Below are 23181 nucleotides of genomic sequence, written 5' to 3'. Positions count from 1 at the left end.
GTGGACTGCGGGGCGTGAGTCACGCGTCCCTGCCACCCCATAGGGGTGTCTGGACGGAGGAGTCCACCCAGCAGCCAGTTGGGCACTACCTCCAACCCTGGCCCTTCAGGGCCGGGTCAAGTTGACGCTCGTTCCGCCTTCCCACACCCCGCTCACGGCTCTCGCCCCCCTGCTGGACATCCCGTTCCTTGCCGATGCCGGACATCCAGTTGCGGCTTATTTGTCACTGTATGAGCATTGAGAAGCGCATTGCCCCAGGAGGTGCTCATGCCTGCACGTGGCTCGGCCATCACCGAACGTGGCCGCACGATCGAGGAGCGGGGACCCGGCCCGGTCGAGGTCACCCTGAAGATCAACGGCGCCGAGCACACGATGGAGATCGAGCCACGCGTGAGCCTGCTCGACGCCCTGCGCGAGCGCCTCTCCATGACGGGGGCGAAGAAGGGCTGCGACCAGGGCACGTGCGGCGCCTGCACGGTGTGGGTGGACGGGCGGCGCGTGCTTGCCTGCCTCACACTCGCCATGACCTGCGAGGGCCGTGAGATCACCACCATCGAGGGGCTTGCGGAGAAGGACGAACTGCACGCCATGCAGCAGGCGTTCGTCGCGGAGGACGCGTTCCAGTGCGGCTTCTGCACCCCGGGCCAGATCATGTCGGCCGTGGCGCTCCTCGAGGAGGGACACGCGGGCGACGACGCCGAGATCAAGGAGTGGATGAGCGGCAACATCTGCCGCTGCGCGGCGTACCCGCACATCCGGGCCGCCATCCGCGCGGTCCGCGACGGGGTGAACCAAGCAGACAGAGCGGACCGGGCCGAGTAGCCCCCTGACGAGCGAGCGGAAACACCGACAACGGGGAAACACCGACATCTGAACGAGCAGAGAGCGCCGGCCCGAACGAGCAGAGCACACCGACCACGCCGACCCGAACGTGACCGACCCGAGCCCAGGGAGCCCGCCGTGCGGCCCATCACCTACTCCCGCGCCCCTGACACGGCCACCGCGATCGCCGCCGTCAGCTCCGACCCCACCAGCGACTTCCTCGCCGGCGGCACCACGGAGGTCGACCTGCTCCGCCAGAACGTCCTCACCCCCCGCCGTCTGGTCGACATCAACGATCTCCCCCTCACCGGAATCGAGGCCACCCCCGAGGGGGGCCTGCGCATCGGTTCGCTGGCCCGGATGAGCGAGGTCGCCGCGGCACCCGTTGTCCGGGAGCGCTTCCCGGTCATCGCCCAGGCTCTGGAGCTCGGCGCATCGGCGCAGCTGCGTCACATGGCATCCATGGGCGGCAATCTGCTCCAGCGCGTTCGCTGCTCGTACTTCCGCGACGCCGAGTCGCCCTGCAACAAACGGGAGCCGGGCACCGGCTGCTCCGCGATCGAGGGCTTCAGCCGCGGGCACGCGGTGCTGGGCACCAGCGAGCACTGCATCGCGACGCACCCCTCCGACGTGGCCGTGGCCCTCATGGCCCTCGACGCCAAGGTGCACACCCAGGGGGCCGAAGGCGAGCACACCTACGCCATCGACGACTTCTTCCTGCTGCCGGGCGACACCCCGCACCGCGAGCACCCCATGGCGCACGGCGAGCTGATCACCGCCATCGAGGTGCCGGCCGCGCCGGTCGCCCGCACGTCCCTGTACCTGAAGGTCCGCGACCGGGAGTCCTACGAGTTCGCCCTGGCCTCCGTGGCCGTGGCGCTCTCGCTCGTGGACGACACCGTGGCGGACGTCCGGATGGCCCTCGGCGGAGTGGCGACCAAGCCCTGGCGTGCCCGGCGCGCGGAGGACTTCCTGATCGGGGCGGTCGCGGAACGGGTGAACTTCGTGCAGGCCGCGCGGGTGGAGCTCGCCGACGCGCGGCCCACCACGATGAACGCCTTCAAGGTCGAACTCGCCCAGCGCGCGATCGTCCGCGCCCTCGAAACCCTTGCGGGGAACGGGAGCCCAGCATGACCACGGCAGCCCCTGCCATCGGACAGCCCCTCGACCGCGTCGACGGGCGCCCCAAGGTGACGGGCGCGGCCCGCTACTCCGCCGATGTCCCGATCCCGGGCCTGACGTACGCGTACATCGTCGGCGCCCGCATCCCCAGCGGCCGCATCACCGCCATCGACACCGAGGCGGCCCTCGCCGAGGACGGGGTGCTCGCCGTACTGACCCACCAGAACCTGCCGAGGATCACCGCCCAGCCGCCGCTCATCCCGTCGCTGGCCGGCACCGCCGCACCCGGCCAGACGTTCTTCCCCATGCAGGACGACATCGTCCACTACGCGGGCCAGCAGGTCGCCCTCGTCGTCGCCGACACCTACGAGCGCGCCCAGCACGCGGCGAGCCTGGTGCGGATCACGTACGAGGAGACGGCGTCGGTCACCACGATCGACCAGGGGCGCGACCAGGCGTACGAACCCGAGACCATCTTCGGCGGGTTCCTGCCGGGCCGTGTGGAGCGCGGTGACACCGAAGCCGGCCTCGCCCGGGCCGACGTGCGGGTGGACGCCACGTACACGTTCGCCGCGAACAATCACAATCCGATCGAGCCGTCGACCACCACCGCCGAGTGGCAGGGCGACGAGCTCGTGCTGTACGACGCGACCCAGGGAGTCAACGCGACCCAGCTCACCGTCGCCCAGCTGCTCGGCATCCCGCTCGCGAAGATCCGTGTCATCGGTCATTTCGTCGGCGGCAGCTTCGGCTCCAAAGCCATGATCCACAACCATCCGGCGCTGGCCGCGATGGCCGCCCGCGAAGTCGGGCGTCCCGTCAAGCTCGTGCTGACGCGTGAGCAGATGTTCACCTCGGTCGGTCACCGGGAGGAGCAGGAGCAGCACCTCACGGTCGGCGCCACGCGCGACGGCCGGCTGACCGCGATCCGCCACCACAAGCTCTCCGTCACTTCGCACTTCGACGACTGGGCGGAGCCGTCGCTGGGCGTCTCCTCGCAGATCTACGCCGCTCCGGCCTACGAGGGCATCTACCGGCTGATCCGCGGCAACACCATGACGCCCACCTTCATGCGCGCGCCGGGCGAGGCGTCCGGGATGTTCGCCATCGAGTGCACGATGGACGAACTCGCGTGGGATCTCGGCCTGGACCCGATCGAGTTGCGCCTGCGCAACTTCAGCGACCGCGACCCGAACACCGGCAATCCCTGGTCCAGCAACGGCCTCAAGGAGTGCTACGAGCGCGGCGCCGCCCGCTTCGGCTGGGGGCGGCGTACCGCGGAGCCCGGCACCCGGCGCGAGGGGAACTGGCTGATCGGCACGGGCATGGCCACGGCCGGCTACCCGGTCTTTCCGCCCAACAACCCGCAGCGCGCCCGCGCCCGCATCTACGCCGACGGCACCGCCGTCGTGCAGGCGGCGACGCCCGACTTCGGCACCGGCGTGGCGACCGTCATGACCCAGGTCGCCGCCGACGCCCTGGGCATGCCCTTCGACCGCTGCCGCTTCGAGAACGGCGACAGCGACCTGCCCAGCATCGCCGCCGCCGTGGGCTCTTCCGGTTCGGGGATGATCAGCGCCGCGGTGCACAGCGCGGCCACAGCCCTGCGCAACCAGTTGATCGCCCGGGCCGTCGCCGATACGGGATCGGACCTGCACGGCGCGAATCCGGTCGACGTCGTCGTCCAGGACGGCGTCATGACCGCGGGTGCGTCCAGCGAGTCGTACGCGGCGCTGCTCGAGCGGCACTTCCAGCCGGACGCGGAGGCCACCGGCTCCTGGAGCCCGCCCGGGCAGGACGCGGAGTACGGCATGCTCACGTTCGGCGCGCAGTTCGCCGAGGTGGCCGTGGACCCGGAGCTCGGACTGATCCGGGTACGGAGGATGACGGGCGCCTTCGCCCCCGGCCGGGTGCTCAACCCCAAGACGGCCCGCAGCCAGCTCATGGGCGGCATGCTCTGGGGGCTGGGGCAGGCACTGCTGGAGGCCAACTACATGCAGCCGGGGGCGGGGCGCTGGGCCAGCTCGAGCCTCGGCGAATACCTGGTCGCCGTCAACGCCGACGCCCCCGACGTGGACATCGAACTCATCGAGGTCGAGGACCCGGTCGTCAACCCGCTCGGGGTGAAGGGCGTGGGCGAGATCGGACAGGTGGGTGTTGCCGCCGCCATCGCCAACGCGGTCCACAACGCCACCGGGCGCAGGATCCGCAAGCTGCCGATCACGATCGAGGACATGCTGTGAGCGAGGACATGCTCTGAGCAGACTCTGACCGCACTCGGGCAGGTGCGCGTAGCTCCGGCACGCGTGCGTCCACGTGGGCGCTCACGTGTGCGTCAGAGGCGGACGACGACGATGGCGATGTCGTCACGGGCACCACCGCTGACGCCGAGGCTGGCGAGCAGGACATCGGCCAGGCGTTCGGGGCCGAGCCGGCTGGAGGGGGCCAGGGCATGGGTCAGCCGGGCCAGGCCGACGTCGATGTCCTCGCCGCGGCGTTCGACGAGCCCGTCCGTGTACAGCACCAGGGTGTCTCCGGGGGAGTAGGAGACGCAGGCCTGGGGGCGCAGGACGTTCTCGCTGCGGGCGCCCAGGGGCGGATCGGTGGCCTGGTCGAGCAGTTCGGTGGAGCCGTCGGAGTGCAGCAGGATCGGCGGCGGGTGGCCGGCACTGCTGTAGGCGATCCTGCGACCGGTGGTGTCGATCAGTGCCTCGACCGCGGTCGTGGCCAGCGCTCCTTCGACCGAGCCCGCGTACTGATCGAGGAGCTCGAGGGCCTTGGCGGGTCCGTCGACGGTGCGGGTGGCGGCGCTCAGCGCGCTGCGGAGCATGCCCATGACGGTGGCGGCCTCCAGACCGTGGCCGACGACATCGCCGACCGCCACCGCGAAGCGGCCTTCGGACAGGTCGACGAGGTCGTTCCAGTCGCCGCACACGTTCAGCGAGCCGATGGCGGGCACGTAGCGCACGGCGACATCCGGATGGCCGGCCAGGTCCGGGGAGTGAAGCATGGCTTCCTGCAGCGTGAGGGCGACCTCGCGCTCGCGGGCGTGGGCCCGGCGCAGTTCGTCGTTGAGCCGCTGCAGTTCCCGCGCCCGTGCGTACAGCTCGGCCTCCATCCCCGCTTCCCGCTCGCTCAGCTTGCCGCCGACGAGGCCGTGGAGGGAGCGCCGGGAATGGACGAACGCGGTCACGTCCTCCACCCGATGGATGATCCACGCCACAGGCCCGTCGGGTGCGAGAACGGGGGTGTTGATGGGTGACCACCATCGCTCCTCGAACTCGCCTGGCCGGTGCACGAGGGGGATGTCGTACTTCTGCAGCGCCATCGTGTCGGGTTTCCGGGTGGCAAGGACCCGTTGCAGGGAGGCGTTCAGGTTCCGTACGCCGTCGGCATCGGGGTCCGCGGGATTGTCCGGGAAGGCGTCGAAGAGGTGCTGACCCAGCAGTTCGTCACGGGTCCGTACGGTCGCCCGAAGGTAGGCGTCGTTGACGTCGACGATCACCAGGTCCGGGCCTAGCACCAGGTACGGACTCGGCGTCGCGGCGAACAGTGCCGCGTAATCGATCTCCCGCGTTGTCACAGGCTCCCTGCCAGTGCTTGTGCCCCGACCGACCCGCACACTGATCAATCTACGGCGGGCCCGGCGTCTGCGCTCGCCACGAGCCGCCTACCGGACGACCGGACCACCGGACCCCTCGTCCCACGCCGGTCGTCCGGCGGGAGCGGGCACGGGGCCGGAATGCGCTTTCACCGCCTGGTCCTGATGGCGACTCCCCCACAGTGCGCGCCGCGGCGCGTCCGCATCCACTGGACGCGGTCCGCATCGGCTCAGCGGGCGAGGCTCTCCGTAGGCCGAGACCGGTGCGCGGCCGAGCGGGACGACTGGGCGGAGAGGTACTGCGCGGCCCTCAGGACCGCCGTGCGTACGGTGCGCTGCCCCATCAGCACGGACAGCGTGTAGGCGGCGTCCTCGAGCTGGCGGCGGTGGGCCGGATTGCGGGGATCCCGCAGCATCCTCGCTTGCGCGCGCCGGTATCTGCTCAGGACTTCGGCCACGACCATGGCGTTCGGCATCAGCATCGTCGTCTCCACACGGAACACAGACGGCAGGGAAAGGGGCTCCGGCAACTGGGTACACGTCCCCGTACGTGATCCGGGGAGGGTTGCCGCACCACGTCGGTGATGCCTCGGACGGCTTTGGCCGAGGGCACCAGTATCACCGGGCCGATGACGTTGCGCTCCTTGGCGGAACGGTCGACCTTTCCGAACAAAGTCCAGCATTTCGGGTTTCACTGGATATCGGCCTTATGTTTATTTCTGCGCCAAGACGGTCGGTAGCCGCACGCGTCGGCGTGAGCCCACGGGTGATCTCGCGGACGACCACCGGGGGGACGTCGCTGCCGTGATCCGCGCGGGTGTCGAAGTCGTGCTGGTGACGCGAGAATCACGGCATGGTCATGGCGCGCAAGTGGTACTCGTCGTCTCCCGTGGTGGACGGTCTGCCTCTGTTGGAGGAACCCGCCTTCTGGGCCGCCCACTTGGTGGACCTGTACGAGGGGTTGCCGGTGGAGTCCTTCGGCGTGGACGCGGCCGACGCCGGTGCCATGCTGGAGCGCTTGTACGACAGATCGGCATGGCCCATGTTCACGGTGCCGTTGACCGGCGGGCACACCGTCCTCGTCCACTACAACAGCGGTGAGGAGTACACGTCCACGGACTACTTCCTCCACCACCCAGACTGGTGGACCAACGACTTGGTGCTGGCGAGCGCGGACGAGGACCGCATCGGCCCCGGCCTGTGCTGGCCCGAACTGGTCGCACTGCTCGACGCACCGGCCGGCCACGACGGCGTGACGGACCGGCATGCGCGTCTGCTGCTCCTCCTGCCGGTTCTCGGGGACGCGGACGTACCGGCCGAAGCCGTCAGCCTGGTGGCAGAAGCCCTCATGGCCCATGGGGCTCCGCCCTCCTGTGAGCCTCTGGCACGGCGACTCCTGCAGGGCCACCCCGCGTGGGGCGCTGCACCGTGGTTCTTCGACGCCGACGAGCGCAGCTGGATCTGTGAAGGTGAGCACAGCCCCCGGAGAACACCTCTCGGTGATCACCTTCCGGATGAGCAGCGTGCCGCCCTGGAGCGGTGTCTGACGCCGGATGCCTGAACGGGTCGGGCAGCGCTCGCCTCCCGGACTGCACGCGCCCGTCGGCAACGGCCTACCCGCGCGTCTCCGTCCCGAGGCCGCCTCGGGAACGCCGCACCAGCGTCGCGTAGACGGTCGACGCCACGATCATGCCGGCGGGCAGGGCGAGATCGACACCGCCCAGAGCGTGGGCGAGCGGGCCCGTGTACAGGGTGTTGACGCAGAGAGCGGCCGTGGCGGTGCCGGTCGTGAGCGCGAGGGCGCCCGCCCAGTTGACGCCGGCGGTGTACCAGAAAGGGCTGTCGGGGGTCTCGTCCGTGAGTGCGAGGCCGTCGTAGCGGTTGCGGCGCAGCAGGATGTCGGTGGCGTAGACGGCCATGCTGGGGCCGAGCAGGACGACGGTCAGCTGGAGGACGTTGCTGACGGTGTCGAGGAAGTTGGACACGAGGAGCGCGTACAGGGTCAGGGAGACGGCGACGATCCCGTCGACGATCACGCTGAGGGAGCGGCGGATGCGGATGCCGACCGCCTGGAGGGCCAGACCGGCGCTGTAGGCGGTCAAGGCGTTGATGGAGATCGTGCCCAGCACCAGGGCGAGCAGGAAGACGGGCGTGAACCAGTCGGGCAGGATCGTCTCGAGTCCGGTCTGCGGGTCGGTCATGTCGACCGCCGTCGCGGCGAACGCGCCCAATGAGCAGACGATGACGCTGGGCAGGAAGCTGCCGAAGGCGGTCCAGCCCACGACCGCCTTCGCAGACGTCGCCCGGGGCAGGTAGCGGGAGAAGTCCGCGCTGGTGGTGTAGGACAGCGGGCCCGAGGCGATGAGGGTGACACCGGCGACGAGGGTCCCCCACAGGTCGGTGCCCGTCAGCGGCTCGGCGGGCCTGTAGCCGAAGTCGGTGTGCCCGAGCACGTGGAAGGCGACGACGGCGAAGGCGGCGGTGAGGGCCAGGGTGATCGGGAGGTAGAGCTTCACGATCATGGCGTGCCCGTAGACGCTGATGGTCAGGGTGAGTGCGGCGATGACCACCACGACGGCGATCCTGACGCCGCTGTTCGTCGGTATGCCGGCCCTCTCGACGAGGGAGAACGCGGCGATCGCGGCGGCGGCGAGATTGAGGGCGAAGTAGCAGACGGAGATCATCCAGCCGGTGACCGCGTTGTTCACGCGGTTGCCGCGGATGCCGTACATCGCCCGCGTGATCACTTCGCTCGGCGTGCCCGAGGCCGGGCCCGAGACGGCGAGCAGGCCGGTGAGCACCCAGAAGAGGTTGCCCACCACGATCACCGCAAGGGCCTGCCACAGGCTCAGGCCCATGAGGACCAGCGCACCGCCGACCACCAGGCTCAGGTAGTTGACGTTCGCCGCCGCCCAGACGGAGAACAACTCCCGGGGGCGTCCGTGGCGTTCCCGCTCGGGAATGTGGTCGATGCCGTGGACTTCGATGCGGCCCGCCCGGTCCGTCGGCGTCGGCGTCTCGTGCGCGTCGCCGTGCGTGTCCGGATACGGGTCGGGGATCGTGGACGCCATGGGTCCCTCCGGGTGCTGGTCTTACCCATCTGCTTGCTTATTGGTCGCACACTCAATAGCATCCTGGGTATGTCGTCAAGCGACCAGCGCAAGCGAATCCGAAAATCTCCAGCCGCCCGACGTGCGGAAATCGTCGACGCGGCTGCCACCGTCGCCCTGACCGAAGGACTGGAGAGCATCACTCTGCGGCGGATCGGCGAAGAACTTGACGTCCGGCCGGGGCTGATCAGCCACTACTTCCCCTCGGCGGAGGACCTCGTGGCGGAGGCGTTCGGCAGCGCCGCGAGCGCCGAGCTCGACACCCTGCTGCCGGCCGAGAGGCCCGACGGGAGCCCCACCCAGCACCTGGCGCGGTTCTTCGCACACGCGACGGGAGCGGCGTACGACGACATCAGCCGGCTCTGGATCAACGCGCGGCACCTCAGCCGCTACCGGGCCGTTCTGCGCGACCGGGTCGCCGAGCAAGAGGCCGCGTGGCGCGGACGACTCGAAGGACTCATCCGCGAGGGCGTCGAACGGAAGGAATTCCGCACAGACGATCCGTATGTGACGACCATTCAGATCCTGGTCGTCCTCGACGGCCTCGGCGCCCACGCCAACACCGACACCAGCAACCGCCCCGAGGCGGTGACCCGCATGGCCATCACCACGGCGGAGCGCGAACTCGGCCTGACGAACGGCACGCTCACCCGCCCGTCGGCACATCCGTAGGCGCGTCCGTAGGCCCTGCCGTCGGCGCCCGTACGCACCGGACGTCAACCCCCCACTACGAACCCGGACACCGACCCCGGACGCCCATCCCGGTACGGACCCGGCAGCCGACCCGGTACGAGCCCGGCCGCCACATCGTCCGCCGCCCCCAACCACCCTCCCCACCCACTCTCGAGGAGCCGTCGTGCGCACCCGTCTCGTCCTGTTCTCCGCCCGTCTGCTCGACCCGGTCACCGGCGAGTTCCTGCCGGAGACCGCCCTGGCCGTGTCCGGAGGGCAGATCTCCGCCCTGGGCGACGACCGCCGGATACGCGCGCTCGCGGACTCCTCGACGACGGTGATCGACCTCAGGGGGGCCGTGGTGAGCCCCGGCCTGGTCGACGGGCACCTCCACCCCGTCTCGGGCGCCGAACTGACCCACGGACTCGACCTGTCGGGCTGCGCCGACCTGGATGCGGTGCGCGAGGCCCTGGCCCGCGAGGTACGGACCCTCGCACCCGGCGCATGGCTGCACGGCTGGGGCCTGGACCCGAACGTCTTCGCCGGCCGGCCCGTCGAGGCCGCCGCCCTCTCCCCCGTGCTCGACGGCGTACCGGCCCTCCTCCAGCTCTTCGACGCCCACTCCATGCTGGCCAGCCCGCGCGCGCTCGAACTCGCCGGCGTCGACGGGCCGCGGACCTTCGCCCAGGCGGCCGAGATCGTCTGCGACGACGCGGGCCGGCCCACCGGGCTGCTCCTGGAGGACGCCGCCTGCGAACTCGTCGAGCGTGCCGCCCCGCAGCCCACGCACGCGGAGCGCCGCGCCCGGCTAGCCGCCGCCCTGCGCAACATGGCCGCCGCGGGACTCACCGGCGGTCACGCCATGGACGCCAACGGCGACAGCCTCGCCCTCTACGCCGAGCTCGACGCTGCCGGGGAACTGCCGATCCGGCTGCGTGTCACGCCCTGGTGCCAGCCCGGCACCGATGCCGACGCGCTGCGCGCGCTCATCGGACAGCAGGGCGTCGGCGGCACGCTGTGGCGGACCGAGGGCGTCAAGCTGTTCATGGACGGCACGATCGACAACGGCACCGCCTGGCTGGAGCGCCCCGACTGTCACGGCGAGTCCACGCATGCCTTCTGGCCCGACCCCGAGGACTACACCCGCATCGTCGGCGAACTCCACCGGGCCCAGGTGCCCACCGCCACCCACGCCATCGGTGACGCAGCCGTACGGCATGTCCTCGACTCCCTCGAGAAGGCCCTGGCCACCGGGGACCGCGGGGTGCGGCACCGGGTCGAGCACATCGAGACCGTGCCCGACGACACCCTGCGCCGCTTCGCCGAGCTCGGCGTCGTCGCGTCCATGCAGCCCACCCACTGCTGCGACTTCACCCGGGCCGACCACACCGACAACTGGTCGCGCCGCCTCGGCGAGGAGCGCGCCTCGCGCGCCTGGCGCTGCCGCGATCTGTGGGACTCCGGTGCCACCGTCGTCCTCGGCTCGGACTGGCCCATCGCCCCCTACCCGCCGCTGGGGGTCATGGCCGGCGCCCGCCACCGGCGGCCGAGCCGCGACCTCAACCGGCCGCCGCACGGCCCTGAGCAGGCGCTCACCGCCCTCGAGGCCCTTCAGGGCATGACCGTCAACGCCGCCCACGCGGCGGGCGACGAGCACGAGGCCGGCCGACTCGCCGTCGGCCACCGCGCCGACCTCACGGTCCTCGCCGACAACCCGCTCACCACCGCCGCCACCGACCTGCCGGACCTGCCCGTGCTGCTCACGGTCCTCGACGGCCGCCCCACCTTCCGCGGCACGAGCTTGTGACGCACGGGCGAGGCTGGCACCTCACCTCCTGAGTGCCGCATGGCGCTGCGAGCGCAGCGTCTCCAGGAGGCGTAGCCAGATCTCGCTGGCTGTGGGGTAGCTCGGCACGACGTGCCACAGAGTGGACACCGGGATGGACCCTACGATCGCCGTGGTCGCCGAGTGCACGAGTTCGGCGATGCCGGCGCCGGCGAACGTCGCCCCCACCACCAGGTCGTTGGCGCGGTCGACGACGAGCTTGGCCCGGCCGCGGTAGTCCGCGCGCATCACATACGTCCCGGCGAGCGCGCCGAGGTCGTACTCGACGACCTCGGCATCGATGCCCGCGTCCCGCGCCTGCTGCTCGGTCATGCCGGCACTGCCGATCTCGGGGCTGGTGAAGACGACCTGGGGCAGCCCGACGTGCCCGGCCGCGGCGGACGGCAGGTCGGTGGAGCCGCCGGCTCGTGCCGCGATGACCTCTCCGGCAATACGGGCCTGGTACTTGCCCATGTGGGTGAGGAGTGCGCGGCCGCACACGTCGCCGATGGCGTAGAGCCAGGTGCCGGCCGCGCCCTGCACACCCTGGTGGTCGTCTACGTCGAGATACCCGCCTGGGGGGAGACCGACGGTCTCCAAGCCGATGTCCCCGGTGTTGGGGGTGCGACCGGTGGCCACGACGACCTCGTCGGCCACGATGACCGTACCGTCGTCGAGCGTCACGCTCACCTCACCACCGTGTACGCGCCCTTGGCCGGTGTCATGGGCGTCGGACCGCTCCACCTGGGTCATGCTGCGTCCGAGACACAGCCGCACACCGCTGTCCCGCAACTCCTCGCCGACGAGCGTCCCCGCGAACGGCTCGTACCGGGCCAGCAGCCGCTCGCCGCGATGGACGACCGTCAGCTCGGCGACTCCCAGCCCGCGCAGCCAGGTGGCCGCCTCACAGGCGACCACGCCGCCACCCAGAACGACCACCCGCCGCGGCACTTCGCGCATCGTGGTCACATCCCGTGAGGTCCACGGCAGCGCGGCGCGCAATCCCGGAACATCCGGTACGGCCGGACAGGAACCGGTGTCGATGACGACGGCATGTCTGGCCGTCAGCGTCCTGGCCGAACCGTTCGGCCCGTCCACCATGACGGTGCGTTCACCGTCCAGCCGCCCGTAGCCCCGTACCACGTCGATCCCGGTGCCCAGAGCCCATGCCACCTGGGAACTGTCGTCCAGTCCGTTGATCACACGGTCGCGCCGGGCGAGTACCCCGGCGGCGTCCAGCTGTGCCGATACTCCGGGCAGATGGGCGGCCGCGTCCACCACCTCCACGGGCCGGAGCAGTGCCTTGCTGGGCATGCACGCCCAGTACGAGCACTCGCCGCCGAGCAGATGGCTCTCCACGAGCACCGAGGACAGGCCGGAGAACTGGCTCGCGTACTGAGCGGCGTTCTCACCGGCGGCCGCGCCGCCGAGGACGATCACGTCCCACTCCGAGCAATCAGGGTCCACCGCTGCGGTCATGAGATCCTCCCCGATCGCCCTTCCGCCAGGACGGCGGTGCGGGCGGTGGTGAAAGCAGGCGCCGTGGAGTCGGCGACGTGTGATGGCGGAAGCACGAGCGGATCCTGTGATCGCTGCGGCTCAAAGCCAGGCTATGGGCAAACAGGCTACGGGCAAAAGGCGTTCCCGTTCGACGGCGGGGCGAGGTGACCCGCGTCGGCGATGTCACCGCCGACGCCGTCGAGGATTCCACAACGGCACTGGTTGTGCCGGGTGCATATCGGTAGCCTCCCGAGGCACTGGCGCACCTGCGCACCAGGGCACAGGCGGCAACGGGGGGAAGGTCATGGCGGCTCTTCTGACGCTGTTCGGCGGACTCGGGGCGCTGGTGGCCCTTCTGGTCATTGTTCTTCTGAAGCGAGGCGGCACGCGGACGGAGAACGCCGACGGCCTCCTCATCGAGCACGAGGCGCGGCATCTGGCGCATCATCACCGCACCTCCTACAACGCTCTGGCGGTTCACAACTCTCCACCGACGATGAGCGACAGCCAGCGCCGATCGTAAGCCCGTGGACGGGTTCGGGTTCGGGTTCAGGTCCGGGTGAACGGTGGCCGCTGTTGCGGCGGCTGTGGCAAAACGGCCGGGGTCCGGCCACATTGCGGGATGCGCAGTGACAAGCGTTGGCCTGCACCGCCGAGAACGGCGACGCAGGCCAACGTGCCCGCGCCCGGTGAAGCCTCAGGCGGCCTTGAGCTGCGCGGCGACCTTCACTACGCGCTCGGCCTGGTGGCGGGCGGCGGCGCGGGTGGTGTCGTCCACCGGGTTCGTGCCCTGCCCGTCCACGTGCGAGGTGCCGTAGGGGTTGCCGTCCGAGAACTTGACGGGGTCGGTGAAGCCGGGGGCGACCACGATGCCGCCGAAGTGGTGGACGCTGGTGTAGAGCGCCTGCAGCGTCGTCTCCTGGCCGGCATGGGCGGTCGCGGAGGAAGTGAAGCCGCTGTAGACCTTGTCGGCCAGCTTGCCCTGCGCCCACAGCCCGCCGAGGGTGTCGATGAACTGCTTGAGCTGCGCGGAGAGGTTGCCGAATCGGGTCGCGGAGCCGAACAGCACGGCGTCGGCCCACTCGATGTCCTCAGGGGATGCCTCGGGTATGTCCACGGTGGCGGCATGGTTGGCCGCCCAGGCCGGGTTGGAGTCAATGGCCGCCTGTGGGGCCAGCTCGGCAGCCTTCACCAGGCGGACCTCGGCGCCGGCCTTGACACCGGCGTCGCGGAGTTCCTTGGCGATCTCGGCGATGGTGCCGGTGGAGGAGTAGTAGACGATGGCAAGCTTGACAGGAGTGGCCACGGTGGCGATCTCCATTCCAATTGTCGGATTGCTTATGGGTTCATACGCCTCCGATCTAACCGACCGGTCGACTATTTCAACGTAGACGACCGGTCGAGAAACGTCAAAGGCGCCAGGTGTCACCTGCGGCTCACGGGACCCCGAAGCCAGCCGTCACGACCGCTGCGACCAGCCAGGACAGCCGAGCGGCTGCCGAGTCAAGAACACGCGGCAGGAACCACCTCCTGCCGCCGGGGCCGCGGTTTCGGCAGCAGGAGGTGGGGACGGTGGGACCAGGGCGATCAACCGGCGTTGCCGGTCTTGCCCGGGTCGTTGGGGTGTGACTCCAGGGCGGTGACCACCGCGGTCATCCACGGCCGCAGGGGCAGGCTGCCGAGCACCTTCTCGCGCAGCTCGTCCTCGTCGGCGGCGCGCCACACACCGATGCTGCGCAGCTCACCGACGGGGCGCCACAGCCGCACAAGGTGACCGGTTGCGGCCAGTTCCCTGGCCCGCACGGCTTCCGCGGCGCGGCGACGGTCGACCTCGGCCGGGTCGGTGCCCTCGGGGACGGTGGTGGTGAGCTCGACCAGGAACTCCTTCATGACACTTCTCCTTCTCTGCGGGCGCTTGGGAGCGCGGGAGCGCCGGGGCGCCCGGGAATGTGGGGCGTGGGGATGCGACCGGGCGGTCGCGGTCCGGTTGGCGGTGCTTGTACGTGGCGACCACAGTCACCGCGGCGGGCGAAGGTACGCCGGACGATGTCGTGGCCGGAGTACCGTGCTCCCACCTCTCGGCACGACCGTGCCGACGCCGAGGAGCGCGGTTGCCCGGCCCGCATCGGTCGCCGGTGAAACTCCAGGCAGCCCTCCGTCGACGGATTATCGGCGGCATCGGCGGACAACACCGCTGTGCCGACGGAGCGCAGCACCCGGCCATCCGCGTCACGACGTCCAGGAAACGTTGTCGCCGCTCACATATTCCGTGGGCACCTCGCTGCCTGCGCACCGGGGGTACGACAGCCGCACGGCGGGGGTTGTGCCGCGCTGATTCACCACACCCGGACCAGGGGTCCTGACCAGGTGCCGGCACCACCGGCGCCATGCCACCGCGACCGCCTGCCGGACCGTCTGCGGGACGGTCCTGCCGGATCCCTGCCTCCACACCCCTTTGACACTACTCGACCGGTCGTCTACCATGAATAGGCGACCGGTCGGCTAGTGAGATCGGTCAACACACCCTTCCCCGTCGAAAAGGTCATCATGAGCACCCAGGATCAGAAGGTCGCGGTCATCACCGGCGCGTCGCAGGGCATCGGAGCCGCGCTCGTCACCGCCTACCGCAAGCTGGGCTACGCCGTCATTGCCACCTCGCGCGGCATCGCCGAGTCGGAGGACCCGGACGTCGTCACCGTGCAGGGCGACATCGCCGACCGCGACACTGCAGAGCGCGTCATCGCCGCAGGCGTCGAGGGGTTCGGCCGGATCGACACGCTGGTCAACAACGCCGGGATCTTCATCGCCAAGCCCTTCACCGAGTACACGGAGGAGGACTACGACGCGGTGCTCGGCGTGAACGTGGACGGCTTCTTCCGGATCACACAACTCGCGGTCGAGCGCATGCTCGAGCAGGGCGGCGGTCACATCGTGCAGATCACGAGCAGCCTGGGCGACCAGCCCGACTCCCACGTGACCTCCGTACTCGCATCGCTGACCAAGGGCGGCCTGCAGTCCGCCACCAAGGCCCTGGCCATCGAGTACGCCACCCGCGGCATCCGCTCCAACGCCGTGGCGCTGGGCACGATCAAGACCCCCATGCACCCCGAGGAGTACCACGAGACCCTCGCCGCCCTGCACCCGATCGGCCGGATGGGCGAGGTGAGCGACATCGTCGACGCGGTGGTCTACCTCGAGACGGCCCCGTTCGTCACCGGCGTCGTCCTCCCCGTCGACGGCGGCCAGGCCGCCGGCCGCTGAGCCGCGGTGGCACCTGTCGCCCGCCCGGCGATCCGTACGGCAGCACCCGTCACAGTGCCCCCACGCCCGTGATGCCGGTGCTGCGGACGGGCCGGGTCCGGCTCATACGGCCAGGCCCGCCCCGCGCGGTCCGCGGCCGGGTCTCCACCCACGCCCCGGCCGTGCGTGGCGGTGAAAAACCGGATGGATGCGGGTCTGTCGCACCGTCCGTCGCGCGGAGCGCGCCCCTGTGGCAAGCGATCGCCGGGGCTTGGGTCGTCCTGACCCCGGAGTCCGCGCTGCATCGGTCCGTTCAGCGCCGGCGGCCCGATCAGCGTCCGCCCGGCCTCGGGCCATGGCCCGACGAGGCGGCCTCCCCACCTCACAGGAAGAAGACACGTCATGGCTTCGCCGCTGACCGCTCTCGGGGTGGGCACCCCGATCCTGGCCGCCCCGATGGCCGGCGGCCCCAGCACCCCCGCGCTGGTCACCGCGGCGGCCAGGGCGGACGGCCTGGGGTTCCTCGCCGGCGGATACAAGTCGGCCGATGCGCTGGCCGGGCAGATCGCCGAGGTCCGCTCCGACGGCGTCGCCTTCGGGGTCAACCTCTTCGCGCCCAACCCGCAGCCGGTCGATCCGGAAGCCTTCCGCCGCTACGCCCGCGCCATCGCCCCCGAGGCCGGGGCCTATGACGTCGACGTCCAGGCGGCTGGAATCGTCGAAGACGACGACCATTGGTCGGACAAGATCGACCTGCTGCTGTCCGACCCGGTACCGGTCGTCGGCTTCACCTTCGCCGTCCCGGAGCGAGCGGTCATCGCCGCGCTGCGAGCCGCGGGAACCCTGGTCGTCCAGACCGTCACCTCGCCCGCGGAGGCCCGCCTGGCCGCGGACGCCGGCGCCGACGTGCTGGCCGTGCAGGCCTCGGCCGCGGGCGGGCACTCCGGCACGCTCAGCCCGCAGCACTTCCCGGCCTCCATCCCCCTGCCCCACCTGCTGGGCCAGGTGCGCCAGGCGGTGTCGCTGCCGCTCGTCGCCGCGGGCGGGCTGGCCACCCCCGGGGACGTGGCCGGGGCGCTGCGTGCCGGGGCCGCGGCGGTCATGGTCGGCACCGTGCTGCTGCGTGCGGACGAGGCCGGCACCTCACTCCCCCACAAGGCCGCACTGGCCGACCCGGCACGAAGCCGGACCGTGGTGACCAGGGCGTTCACGGGCCGGCCCGCAAGGGCGCTGCCCAACCACTTCACCGACCGCTACACCGGCCTCGCCCCTGCCGACTATCCCGCACTGCACCACCTGACCAGCTCGATGCGCAGGGCTGCCGCTGCGGCCGGCGATCCGGATCGGATCAATCTGTGGGCCGGTACCGGGCACCGCCATGCCACCGCCGAACCTGCTGCCCGGATCCTGCAGCGGCTGGCTTCCGGGCTCTGACCACGACACCCGCGTCGGTCTTGTCGCTCAGCACGTACTCGATGCCGAAGAGCGGGTGGTCCGAGACATACGCGCCCGACGCGGAGCACGCCATGGGACGTCTGCGTGATCGCGAAAGTCGCCCACCAGCTCGACTCCGCAACGCGGGGCCGACCGCCCGAAGCGCTGATCGTCGATCCACCACAATTCGCCCGTGGCTGGAGCGACGGGCTCGCACAACGTGCATCACCGGCTGTACGTGCATCGCCGGCCGGGAGACTGCGATTGCCTCCCGGCGTCGGCCGACTCCCGCTCCCCCGGCCGAGGTTGCCTGTCACGCGCCTGGTGCGGCGGGTCGGCAGCGGGGGCGCCGGGCCGCAGCGAAAGGTCCCCGGAGGAAAACCCGAGTGAGCGCTCCCGGGTTGCCGCTCAGCGCAGGATCAGACCGAAGACGACGGTGAAGAAACCTTCGAAGGCCCTGGCCGAGCGGTCGGCCCGGGCGGAAATCAGTGCCCCTTCCCAGGCGCTGAGCACAAAGCGCGCCAAGGTGGATGCTTCCAGGGTCTTCGACACATCGCCCGCCTGCTGGGCCTCGGCGATGGCGAAGTCAAGGGCATCGGCCCAGACTTCCAGGCTCATTCGCACCGACTCGCGCACTGCCTCGCTGTGGTCGGCGACCTCGACGGCGAAATCGCCCACCAAGCAGCCGCGGTTGAACTCGGTGGCGATGTTCTCGTCACGCAGGAACTCGAAGTGCCGGCGCAGCCGGGTCAGCGGCGCGACCGAGCTGTCGCGCAGGCCCTCCAGCCGAAGGCTGGCGCCGTAACGCTCCAAGGCCACGACAGCCAGGGCTTCCTTGCTCGCGAAGTGGTTGTAGAAAGACCCTTTGGGAGCTCCGGCAGCATCGGTGATGTCCTTCACGCCGGCTGCCGCATAGCCGTGGGTGTGGAACTGCTCGACGGCTGCCGCGACGAGGTTCTCACGCAGGCTGGCTCTGGCCACTGTCAGCGCCTCCAAACAGCAATATGGGCGTTCGTCTCACCACGATAGCACCAGCCCTCCCACGTATGCGGCGCGGGCCCCCACCATCCCCATGTGGCTCCCGCGCGACCCTTGCCTCATTCAAGACGACCGGTCATTATCGTGAGAACGTTTCTCGACCAAGGGATCGACATGTCCAGTTATGCCGCAGTTGAGGTCACCGAACAGCGGGTCTTCCGCATCGTCCAGCGGGAGCGGGTCCAGCCGGGCCCGGGCCGCGTCCGGGTGAAGGTCGAGGCGTGCGGCGTCTGCCACACCGACGCGCTGGCGGTCGAAGGCATGCGCGCGGACCCGAGCACTCCGATCGTGCCGGGGCACGAGATAGTCGGCGTCATCGAGGAGATCGGCCCGGGTGCCGAGCCCTGGCGTGTGGGCGACCGCGTGGGCATCGGCTTCCTGGGCGGCCAGTGCGGCAAGTGCGACTCCTGCCGGCGCGGCGACTACGTCAACTGTGACCAGCAGCCGACCACCGGCACGTCGGTCGACGGTGGGTACGCGGAGGTGACGTACGCGGCGGCCAACGGTCTGGTACGGATCCCCGACGGAATGGCCGCGACGGACGCACCTCTGCTCTGCGCGGGGCTGACGTCGTTCGTGGGCCTGCGCAGAGCCGCCGCCGCCCCGGGCGCGCTGGTCGCGGTGCAGGGCATCGGCGGTCTCGGCCACCTGGCACTGCAGTACGCGAGCAAGCTCGGATACCGGGTCGCGGCAGTCGCCCGCGGCACGGCGAAGGAGAAGCTGTCACGCGAACTGGGGGCGGACTTCTACATCGACAGCGAGGCGGAAGACCCCGGCCAGGCGCTGCGTGCGCTCGGCGGAGCGGCCGCAGTCCTTGCGACCGCGTCGCACGGCGGGTCCATGGCGCCCTTGGTCTCCGGTCTTGCGCCCAATGGCCATCTGGTGGTCCTCGGGGCAGCCGCTGACCCGATCCCGGTGCTCACAACGGACCTGATCTTCGGGACTCGCACGATCAGCGGGAGTCTGACGGGCAGCTCCATCGACAACGAGGACAACCTGCGCTTCAGTCACGCGGCAGGCGTGCGTCCGATGACGGAGGTGCTGCCGCTTGCCGAGGCCGAGGCCGGCTACCTGCGCATGATGTCCGGCGAGGCCCGCTTCAGGGTCGTACTCGACCCCACCCTCTGAGACTCAGGCGAGTGGCATGCCGGTGCGCACGGCTGAGCGCCCCTCCCGTACGGAGGAGGGGCGCTCGGCTGCGGGGCCGCTGCCGTCCGGCGCACAGCTGCCGCCCGGCGCTCGGAGGAGACGGGCGCTCCGCCTGCAGCATCCCTGCGGCAGGGCCGGCATCACGTGCCGGCCACTGTTTCCCGTGGCGAGCGAGCGCCCAGCAGCGCCAGGGCGTTCGCCCAGAGGGCGCCGAGCTGGGACGTGTTGTTGTAGAGCTTCGCAAACAGCACCTGGCCCTCGAGCTGCGCGACAACCGACCGGGCGGCTTCACGGGGGTCGGCGACGTCGACCTCACCCTGCTGAAGGGCCTCGGTGATGACCGACTCGACCATGTCCACCTGGGCGTCGAAGATCTCCTGCAGACGCTTGCGGATCGCTTCGGTCTGATTGCTCAGCTCCAGGGTGAGGTTCCCGAACAAGCACCCCGAGACGGTGCCGCAGCTCTTCTGACCGGCGCGCTGAGCCGCCTCGGTCTCCTCGAACAGTTGCCGCAGCCGCTGCAGGGGCTCCGCATCACCGTGGAGGATGCGGGTCCAGTCGCGCCGCTGGCCGGCCCAGTGCTCGTCGAGGACCGTCAGCGCCAGGGCCTCCTTGGACTCGAAGAAGTAGTAGAAGCTGCCCTTGGGCACCCCGGCCGCTTTGCAGATCTCGGCCACGCCCAGCGCCGAGTACCCGCGCAGCTCGATGAGTGACTGCGCGGCGCTGATGATCTTCTCTCTGGCGTCACTTGTCCGTCCCATGTTGCCAAGTATACGACCGCTCGACTAGCTTGTAATAGACCGGTCGGCTAGTCGTTCGATCCGGCCCGGTCACCTGCGGCAGCCACTGAGAGAGGCACCGCCGCCACCCGGCACACACAGACGAGAGGCAACGCGATGAGCCATCCGATGCACGAGGTACTGAAGCACTGGAAGGCCGCGTTCGACGGCCACCAGCCGGATGCCATGGCCGACCTGTTCACTCCCGACGCCCTGTTCCAGGGCTTCGGACCCGAGGTTCTCTCCGGCCGCGACTCCGTACGCGGCTACTACGCTGCGGTCCCGAGCGACCGCAGCGCCGATGTGACGATCCTCCACACGTACACGATCGGCGAGCAGGTGGCCGGAGGCTTCGCGGACGTCACTTTCCGCGACCTAGCGGGCTGGGAGGCCGCGGTACACATGTCGCTGGTCCTCCAGCGGGACGGCGACGCGTGGCGGATCCGCCAATACCACGTCTCCCGGATCAGCACCGAGCACTGAACCGCACACGCCAGACCCCTGCCGGCCCGCCGCGCCCGTGATCCTCGTGACCGCCCGGATCACGCCGCGGCGGAGGGTTCGCAGTCACGATCCCAGCAGTCGGTGAACGCCCTCGACATCATCGCGTTGCCGGACGCCCTCAAGATCGAGAAGGCGTCTCTCCGACATGGGACTCCGAGCACATCGCACAGCATGACGTGTTCGCGCAGGGTAGGTCGCGGCTCGGGCTACTGAAGGTCCTCCGTCCCGCTCTCCTCCTCGTCCGGGATGGTGTGCATGGCCGCCTCCTCCGCGGATGCCGCCCCACCATCGATGCCGACGTCGTGAGCGACCACGTCAATGACGCGGCCCATGGCGTCGACCTCCGGGAGAAGCCTGCCGGTGCGGGCATCCCCGGCCTCTTCGTCCACAGGTTCGCCGTTGGCGGGCAGATCACCGATACCGTCCCCGTCGGGCGGCTCCACGTCCGGCATCTCCTGGGCGAGTCGCTGCTCCAAGGGTGCGCCCCGCATCTGTTCCTCTCCCGTGGTGCCGTATCGGTCCACGGCCAGCGGCCATTCCGGCGGCGAGTAGCCCTCGTCGAGGGTGTCGTCCAGATCCCTCTCGTCGAGCACGTTCTCCAGGTCGAGATCGTCGACGGGTGGGTTCTTCACATCGGAATGCTCCGGCTGGTAGACGTCGTCGCCTCTTGCCTGGTCCGACATCGTTTCCTCCCTTCCGACGTTGTTCCCGGCCTCAAGGGCCTACGGGAATCAGTTCTGTCCCCACCTGCCCCTGTGACGTCCTCGTCGTTTCTCTCGTTTGCCCTAAGAATGCCGTACCGGAAATCTCTTCGCCCCCGACGTCCGGGCCTGCCTCGGCGTCCTCGGTACGACCAGTCCGACCGCCCTCACCGTCCTCACCGCTCTCACGGGCCTGATCGCGTGGGCCTCGCCCACGCGGGGATCGCCCCCGTCACTCATCGTGATCGCTGAAACTCATCGGACAGCGGTAAACGCCCCGTCGCTCGCGTGACCAGCCCTGCATCGTCCAGTGCGGTGATGCCCCTCGGTACGCGAGCGAGGAATTGCTCCACCCATAGGCGTCATAGGCGCCTCATCACGCGCGCATGCTGCCGATCCCAAAGGGTGTCGACGTGACTGGAACGAATCCGGTCGCCGCTCGGTCGGTCCAACAGCGGTGGGCCGCACGGGAATTGGGGGTCGCAGCCGCCAACACATGCAGCTCGCACCCCACGTGTGAGTGGATCACTTCGAGGCGCGAGTACAGCCCTCCGCACGGCAGGCGAAGGGGTTGGCACCCCACATCCTCGGACAACGAGACCGATACCCATGACCCCAGGTCAGCGGACCCTTCCCCGGGGCTTCAGCGGCACCGGCGGGAGTTCGGGGGCGGACAGCCGGTCGCCGTCGTACCCCTTCACCTCGCCGAAGCGGGAGCCCTCCATCCAGTCCCTGCGGGCCTGCTCGATGTCCGCCTGCGAACGGCCGATGAAGTTCCACCACATGATGAGCTCCTCCTCGAACGGCTCGCCGCCGAGGAGCATCAGCCCCGCGGCCGACTCGGCGCGCAGCGGGAGTTCCGTGCGGCCGCAGCCCAGGTAGAGCATCGATCCGGGCAGGACGGGCACGCCGTCGACATGGACCTCGCCGGACATGGACAGGACGGCGTACTCGAAGTCGGGCTCCAGGGGCACGCTGGTTTCGGTGCCGCGTGTCAGGGCCAGATCTGCGCCGACGAGGGGGGTGTACGTCGTGCCGGGCGAGGCGGCACCGTCGAGTTCGCCCAGGATGACCGTGGCCGTCAGGCCCGGGGCGGTGACGCGGGGCAGCTCGGCGTGGTGCTGGAAGTGCGGCTCCACATAGCGGTGGGTCTCGGGCAGCGCGACCCACAGCTGGGCACCGTGCAGGAAGCGGGCGTGCGGCTTGGGGCTCTCCTCGGAGTGGCTGATCGCGCGCCCCGAGGTCATGAGCCCGAGCTCGAGCGGCCGGATCGTCTGGAGGCTGCCGACGCTGTCGCGGTGCAGGACCTCGCCCTCGTGCAGCCAGCTGACCGTCTGCAGCCCCATGTGCGGGTGCGGCGGGACCTGCATTCCGGGCTCGTCGGCGATGTCGTCGGGACCGTAGTGGTCGACGAAGCACCAGGCACCGACCATGCGGCGGCCGAGGTTGGGCAGCAGCCGGCGCACTTCGGTGGATTCACCGAGCTGGACGCGGCGCGGGGCGAGGAGCTCACGTACCGGCTCGGCGACGACGAAGCCGCGGCCACCGCAGACGGACGGTGAAGCCTGACGATCAAGATTGCTCATGGTGCTCAACCTAGCCCTGTGCGGGGCGGGCCACAAAGACCCTCCAGCTCGCCCATTACCCGGCTGGATTGGCACGCGGGGGTCTGCCCGAGCAGGTC

21 protein-coding genes are annotated in these 23181 nt (G+C 70.2%); 11 read left to right on the top strand and 10 right to left on the bottom strand.

Annotated features, from left to right (window positions below; translation table 11 throughout):
* Positions 1–267: 267 nt before the first annotated feature.
* From ACFV9O_RS26375 to ACFV9O_RS26365, 3 genes are all read left to right on the top strand, one after another.
* Positions 268–822, top strand: coding sequence for a (2Fe-2S)-binding protein (locus tag ACFV9O_RS26375; RefSeq protein ID WP_385421860.1), 555 nt, complete (start codon positions 268–270; stop codon positions 820–822).
* A 138-nt stretch (positions 823–960) separates the two neighbouring features.
* Positions 961–1956, top strand: coding sequence for an FAD binding domain-containing protein (locus tag ACFV9O_RS26370; protein ID WP_385421857.1), 996 nt, complete (start codon positions 961–963; stop codon positions 1954–1956).
* Positions 1953–4187 (top strand): xanthine dehydrogenase family protein molybdopterin-binding subunit, encoded by a 2235-nt coding sequence (locus ACFV9O_RS26365; protein ID WP_385421854.1) that lies wholly within the window; start codon positions 1953–1955, stop codon positions 4185–4187. Before ACFV9O_RS26370 ends, ACFV9O_RS26365 begins: the two co-directional genes overlap by 4 nt.
* A 92-nt stretch (positions 4188–4279) precedes the next feature.
* On the opposite strand, the gene ACFV9O_RS26360 is transcribed toward ACFV9O_RS26365, so the two are convergent.
* A complete protein-coding gene (locus tag ACFV9O_RS26360; protein ID WP_385421851.1) occupies positions 4280–5527 on the bottom strand; it encodes a PP2C family protein-serine/threonine phosphatase in 1248 nt (415 codons plus the stop codon).
* 248 nt (positions 5528–5775) lie between these two features.
* Positions 5776–6048 carry a DUF5133 domain-containing protein gene (locus tag ACFV9O_RS26355; protein WP_385421848.1) on the bottom strand — a complete coding sequence of 91 codons (273 nt, stop codon included), beginning with the start codon at positions 6046–6048 and terminating at the stop codon, positions 5776–5778.
* Positions 6049–6398: 350 nt separating this feature from the next.
* Between ACFV9O_RS26355 and ACFV9O_RS26350 the strand changes: the two genes are divergently transcribed.
* The gene (locus ACFV9O_RS26350; RefSeq protein ID WP_385421845.1) at positions 6399–7106 is read left to right on the top strand and encodes a hypothetical protein; all 708 of its coding nucleotides are present in this window, start codon (positions 6399–6401) and stop codon (positions 7104–7106) included.
* Between the two features lie 52 nt (positions 7107–7158).
* Here ACFV9O_RS26350 and ACFV9O_RS26345 read toward each other — a convergent pair whose 3' ends face one another.
* On the bottom strand, positions 7159–8616 hold the full coding sequence (locus ACFV9O_RS26345) for a purine-cytosine permease family protein (protein ID WP_385421843.1): 1458 nt from the start codon (positions 8614–8616) through the stop codon (positions 7159–7161).
* Positions 8617–8685: 69 nt separating this feature from the next.
* Between ACFV9O_RS26345 and ACFV9O_RS26340 the strand changes: the two genes are divergently transcribed.
* Both ACFV9O_RS26340 and ACFV9O_RS26335 read left to right on the top strand, forming a co-directional pair.
* Positions 8686–9327: a TetR/AcrR family transcriptional regulator gene (locus ACFV9O_RS26340; protein WP_385421840.1), complete on the top strand. Its 642-nt coding sequence runs from the start codon at positions 8686–8688 to the stop codon at positions 9325–9327.
* A 184-nt stretch (positions 9328–9511) separates the two neighbouring features.
* A complete protein-coding gene (locus tag ACFV9O_RS26335) occupies positions 9512–11134 on the top strand; it encodes an amidohydrolase (RefSeq protein ID WP_385421837.1) in 1623 nt (540 codons plus the stop codon).
* Between the two features lie 21 nt (positions 11135–11155).
* Here ACFV9O_RS26335 and ACFV9O_RS26330 read toward each other — a convergent pair whose 3' ends face one another.
* Positions 11156–12631, bottom strand: coding sequence for a dihydrolipoyl dehydrogenase family protein (locus tag ACFV9O_RS26330; RefSeq protein WP_385421834.1), 1476 nt, complete (start codon positions 12629–12631; stop codon positions 11156–11158).
* A gap of 325 nt (positions 12632–12956) precedes the next feature.
* Between ACFV9O_RS26330 and ACFV9O_RS26325 the strand changes: the two genes are divergently transcribed.
* Positions 12957–13175 carry a hypothetical protein gene (locus tag ACFV9O_RS26325; RefSeq protein ID WP_385421831.1) on the top strand — a complete coding sequence of 73 codons (219 nt, stop codon included), beginning with the start codon at positions 12957–12959 and terminating at the stop codon, positions 13173–13175.
* 174 nt (positions 13176–13349) lie between these two features.
* On the opposite strand, the gene wrbA is transcribed toward ACFV9O_RS26325, so the two are convergent.
* Positions 13350–13958 (bottom strand): NAD(P)H:quinone oxidoreductase, encoded by a 609-nt coding sequence (gene wrbA / locus ACFV9O_RS26320; RefSeq protein WP_385421828.1) that lies wholly within the window; start codon positions 13956–13958, stop codon positions 13350–13352.
* A 281-nt stretch (positions 13959–14239) separates the two neighbouring features.
* Complete coding sequence (locus ACFV9O_RS26315) at positions 14240–14542, bottom strand: muconolactone Delta-isomerase family protein (RefSeq protein WP_385421826.1); 303 nt, start codon at positions 14540–14542, stop codon at positions 14240–14242.
* Between the two features lie 657 nt (positions 14543–15199).
* On the opposite strand from ACFV9O_RS26315, the gene ACFV9O_RS26310 reads away from it, so the two are divergent.
* Both ACFV9O_RS26310 and ACFV9O_RS26305 read left to right on the top strand, forming a co-directional pair.
* Complete coding sequence (locus tag ACFV9O_RS26310) at positions 15200–15913, top strand: SDR family NAD(P)-dependent oxidoreductase (RefSeq protein WP_385421824.1); 714 nt, start codon at positions 15200–15202, stop codon at positions 15911–15913.
* Positions 15914–16294: 381 nt separating this feature from the next.
* Entirely contained in the window at positions 16295–17326 is a 1032-nt protein-coding gene (locus ACFV9O_RS26305) for a nitronate monooxygenase (RefSeq protein ID WP_385421821.1), read from the top strand.
* Positions 17327–17734: 408 nt separating this feature from the next.
* Here ACFV9O_RS26305 and ACFV9O_RS26300 read toward each other — a convergent pair whose 3' ends face one another.
* Positions 17735–18307 carry a TetR family transcriptional regulator C-terminal domain-containing protein gene (locus ACFV9O_RS26300; RefSeq protein ID WP_385421818.1) on the bottom strand — a complete coding sequence of 191 codons (573 nt, stop codon included), beginning with the start codon at positions 18305–18307 and terminating at the stop codon, positions 17735–17737.
* A gap of 171 nt (positions 18308–18478) precedes the next feature.
* On the opposite strand from ACFV9O_RS26300, the gene ACFV9O_RS26295 reads away from it, so the two are divergent.
* Complete coding sequence (locus tag ACFV9O_RS26295; protein WP_385421815.1) at positions 18479–19492, top strand: alcohol dehydrogenase catalytic domain-containing protein; 1014 nt, start codon at positions 18479–18481, stop codon at positions 19490–19492.
* 161 nt (positions 19493–19653) lie between these two features.
* Here ACFV9O_RS26295 and ACFV9O_RS26290 read toward each other — a convergent pair whose 3' ends face one another.
* Positions 19654–20274 carry a TetR/AcrR family transcriptional regulator gene (locus ACFV9O_RS26290; RefSeq protein WP_385421813.1) on the bottom strand — a complete coding sequence of 207 codons (621 nt, stop codon included), beginning with the start codon at positions 20272–20274 and terminating at the stop codon, positions 19654–19656.
* Between the two features lie 147 nt (positions 20275–20421).
* On the opposite strand from ACFV9O_RS26290, the gene ACFV9O_RS26285 reads away from it, so the two are divergent.
* On the top strand, positions 20422–20775 hold the full coding sequence (locus ACFV9O_RS26285; RefSeq protein ID WP_385421810.1) for an SgcJ/EcaC family oxidoreductase: 354 nt from the start codon (positions 20422–20424) through the stop codon (positions 20773–20775).
* Between the two features lie 227 nt (positions 20776–21002).
* Here ACFV9O_RS26285 and ACFV9O_RS26280 read toward each other — a convergent pair whose 3' ends face one another.
* Together ACFV9O_RS26280 and ACFV9O_RS26275 are read right to left on the bottom strand one after the other, a co-directional pair.
* Positions 21003–21479, bottom strand: a complete 477-nt coding sequence (locus ACFV9O_RS26280) for a DUF5709 domain-containing protein (protein ID WP_385421807.1) — start codon at positions 21477–21479, stop codon at positions 21003–21005.
* Positions 21480–22117: 638 nt separating this feature from the next.
* Positions 22118–23083 carry a pirin family protein gene (locus ACFV9O_RS26275; protein ID WP_385421804.1) on the bottom strand — a complete coding sequence of 322 codons (966 nt, stop codon included), beginning with the start codon at positions 23081–23083 and terminating at the stop codon, positions 22118–22120.
* Positions 23084–23181 lie beyond the last annotated feature (98 nt).

It is taken from the genome of Streptomyces sp. NPDC059909 (assembly GCF_042730885.1).
In the GTDB taxonomy this organism is placed as follows: domain Bacteria; phylum Actinomycetota; class Actinomycetes; order Streptomycetales; family Streptomycetaceae; genus Streptomyces.
The sequence above is the reverse complement of the archived record's forward strand: the minus strand, read 5'-3'. Positions and strand labels throughout refer to the sequence as shown.

Coding starts and splice junctions, on each gene's coding strand:
- ACFV9O_RS26375 (WP_385421860.1), top strand. CDS start 268: ATGCCTGCACGTGGCTCGGCCATCACCGAACGTGGCCGCACGATCGAG.
- ACFV9O_RS26365 (WP_385421854.1), top strand. CDS start 1,953: ATGACCACGGCAGCCCCTGCCATCGGACAGCCCCTCGACCGCGTCGAC.
- ACFV9O_RS26350 (WP_385421845.1), top strand. CDS start 6,399: ATGGTCATGGCGCGCAAGTGGTACTCGTCGTCTCCCGTGGTGGACGGT.
- ACFV9O_RS26345 (WP_385421843.1), bottom strand. CDS start 8,616: ATGGCGTCCACGATCCCCGACCCGTATCCGGACACGCACGGCGACGCG.
- ACFV9O_RS26340 (WP_385421840.1), top strand. CDS start 8,686: ATGTCGTCAAGCGACCAGCGCAAGCGAATCCGAAAATCTCCAGCCGCC.
- ACFV9O_RS26330 (WP_385421834.1), bottom strand. CDS start 12,631: ATGACCGCAGCGGTGGACCCTGATTGCTCGGAGTGGGACGTGATCGTC.
- ACFV9O_RS26325 (WP_385421831.1), top strand. CDS start 12,957: ATGGCGGCTCTTCTGACGCTGTTCGGCGGACTCGGGGCGCTGGTGGCC.
- ACFV9O_RS26315 (WP_385421826.1), bottom strand. CDS start 14,542: ATGAAGGAGTTCCTGGTCGAGCTCACCACCACCGTCCCCGAGGGCACC.
- ACFV9O_RS26310 (WP_385421824.1), top strand. CDS start 15,200: ATGAGCACCCAGGATCAGAAGGTCGCGGTCATCACCGGCGCGTCGCAG.
- ACFV9O_RS26305 (WP_385421821.1), top strand. CDS start 16,295: ATGGCTTCGCCGCTGACCGCTCTCGGGGTGGGCACCCCGATCCTGGCC.
- ACFV9O_RS26295 (WP_385421815.1), top strand. CDS start 18,479: ATGTCCAGTTATGCCGCAGTTGAGGTCACCGAACAGCGGGTCTTCCGC.
- ACFV9O_RS26290 (WP_385421813.1), bottom strand. CDS start 20,274: ATGGGACGGACAAGTGACGCCAGAGAGAAGATCATCAGCGCCGCGCAG.
- ACFV9O_RS26285 (WP_385421810.1), top strand. CDS start 20,422: ATGCACGAGGTACTGAAGCACTGGAAGGCCGCGTTCGACGGCCACCAG.
- ACFV9O_RS26280 (WP_385421807.1), bottom strand. CDS start 21,479: ATGTCGGACCAGGCAAGAGGCGACGACGTCTACCAGCCGGAGCATTCC.
- ACFV9O_RS26275 (WP_385421804.1), bottom strand. CDS start 23,083: ATGAGCAATCTTGATCGTCAGGCTTCACCGTCCGTCTGCGGTGGCCGC.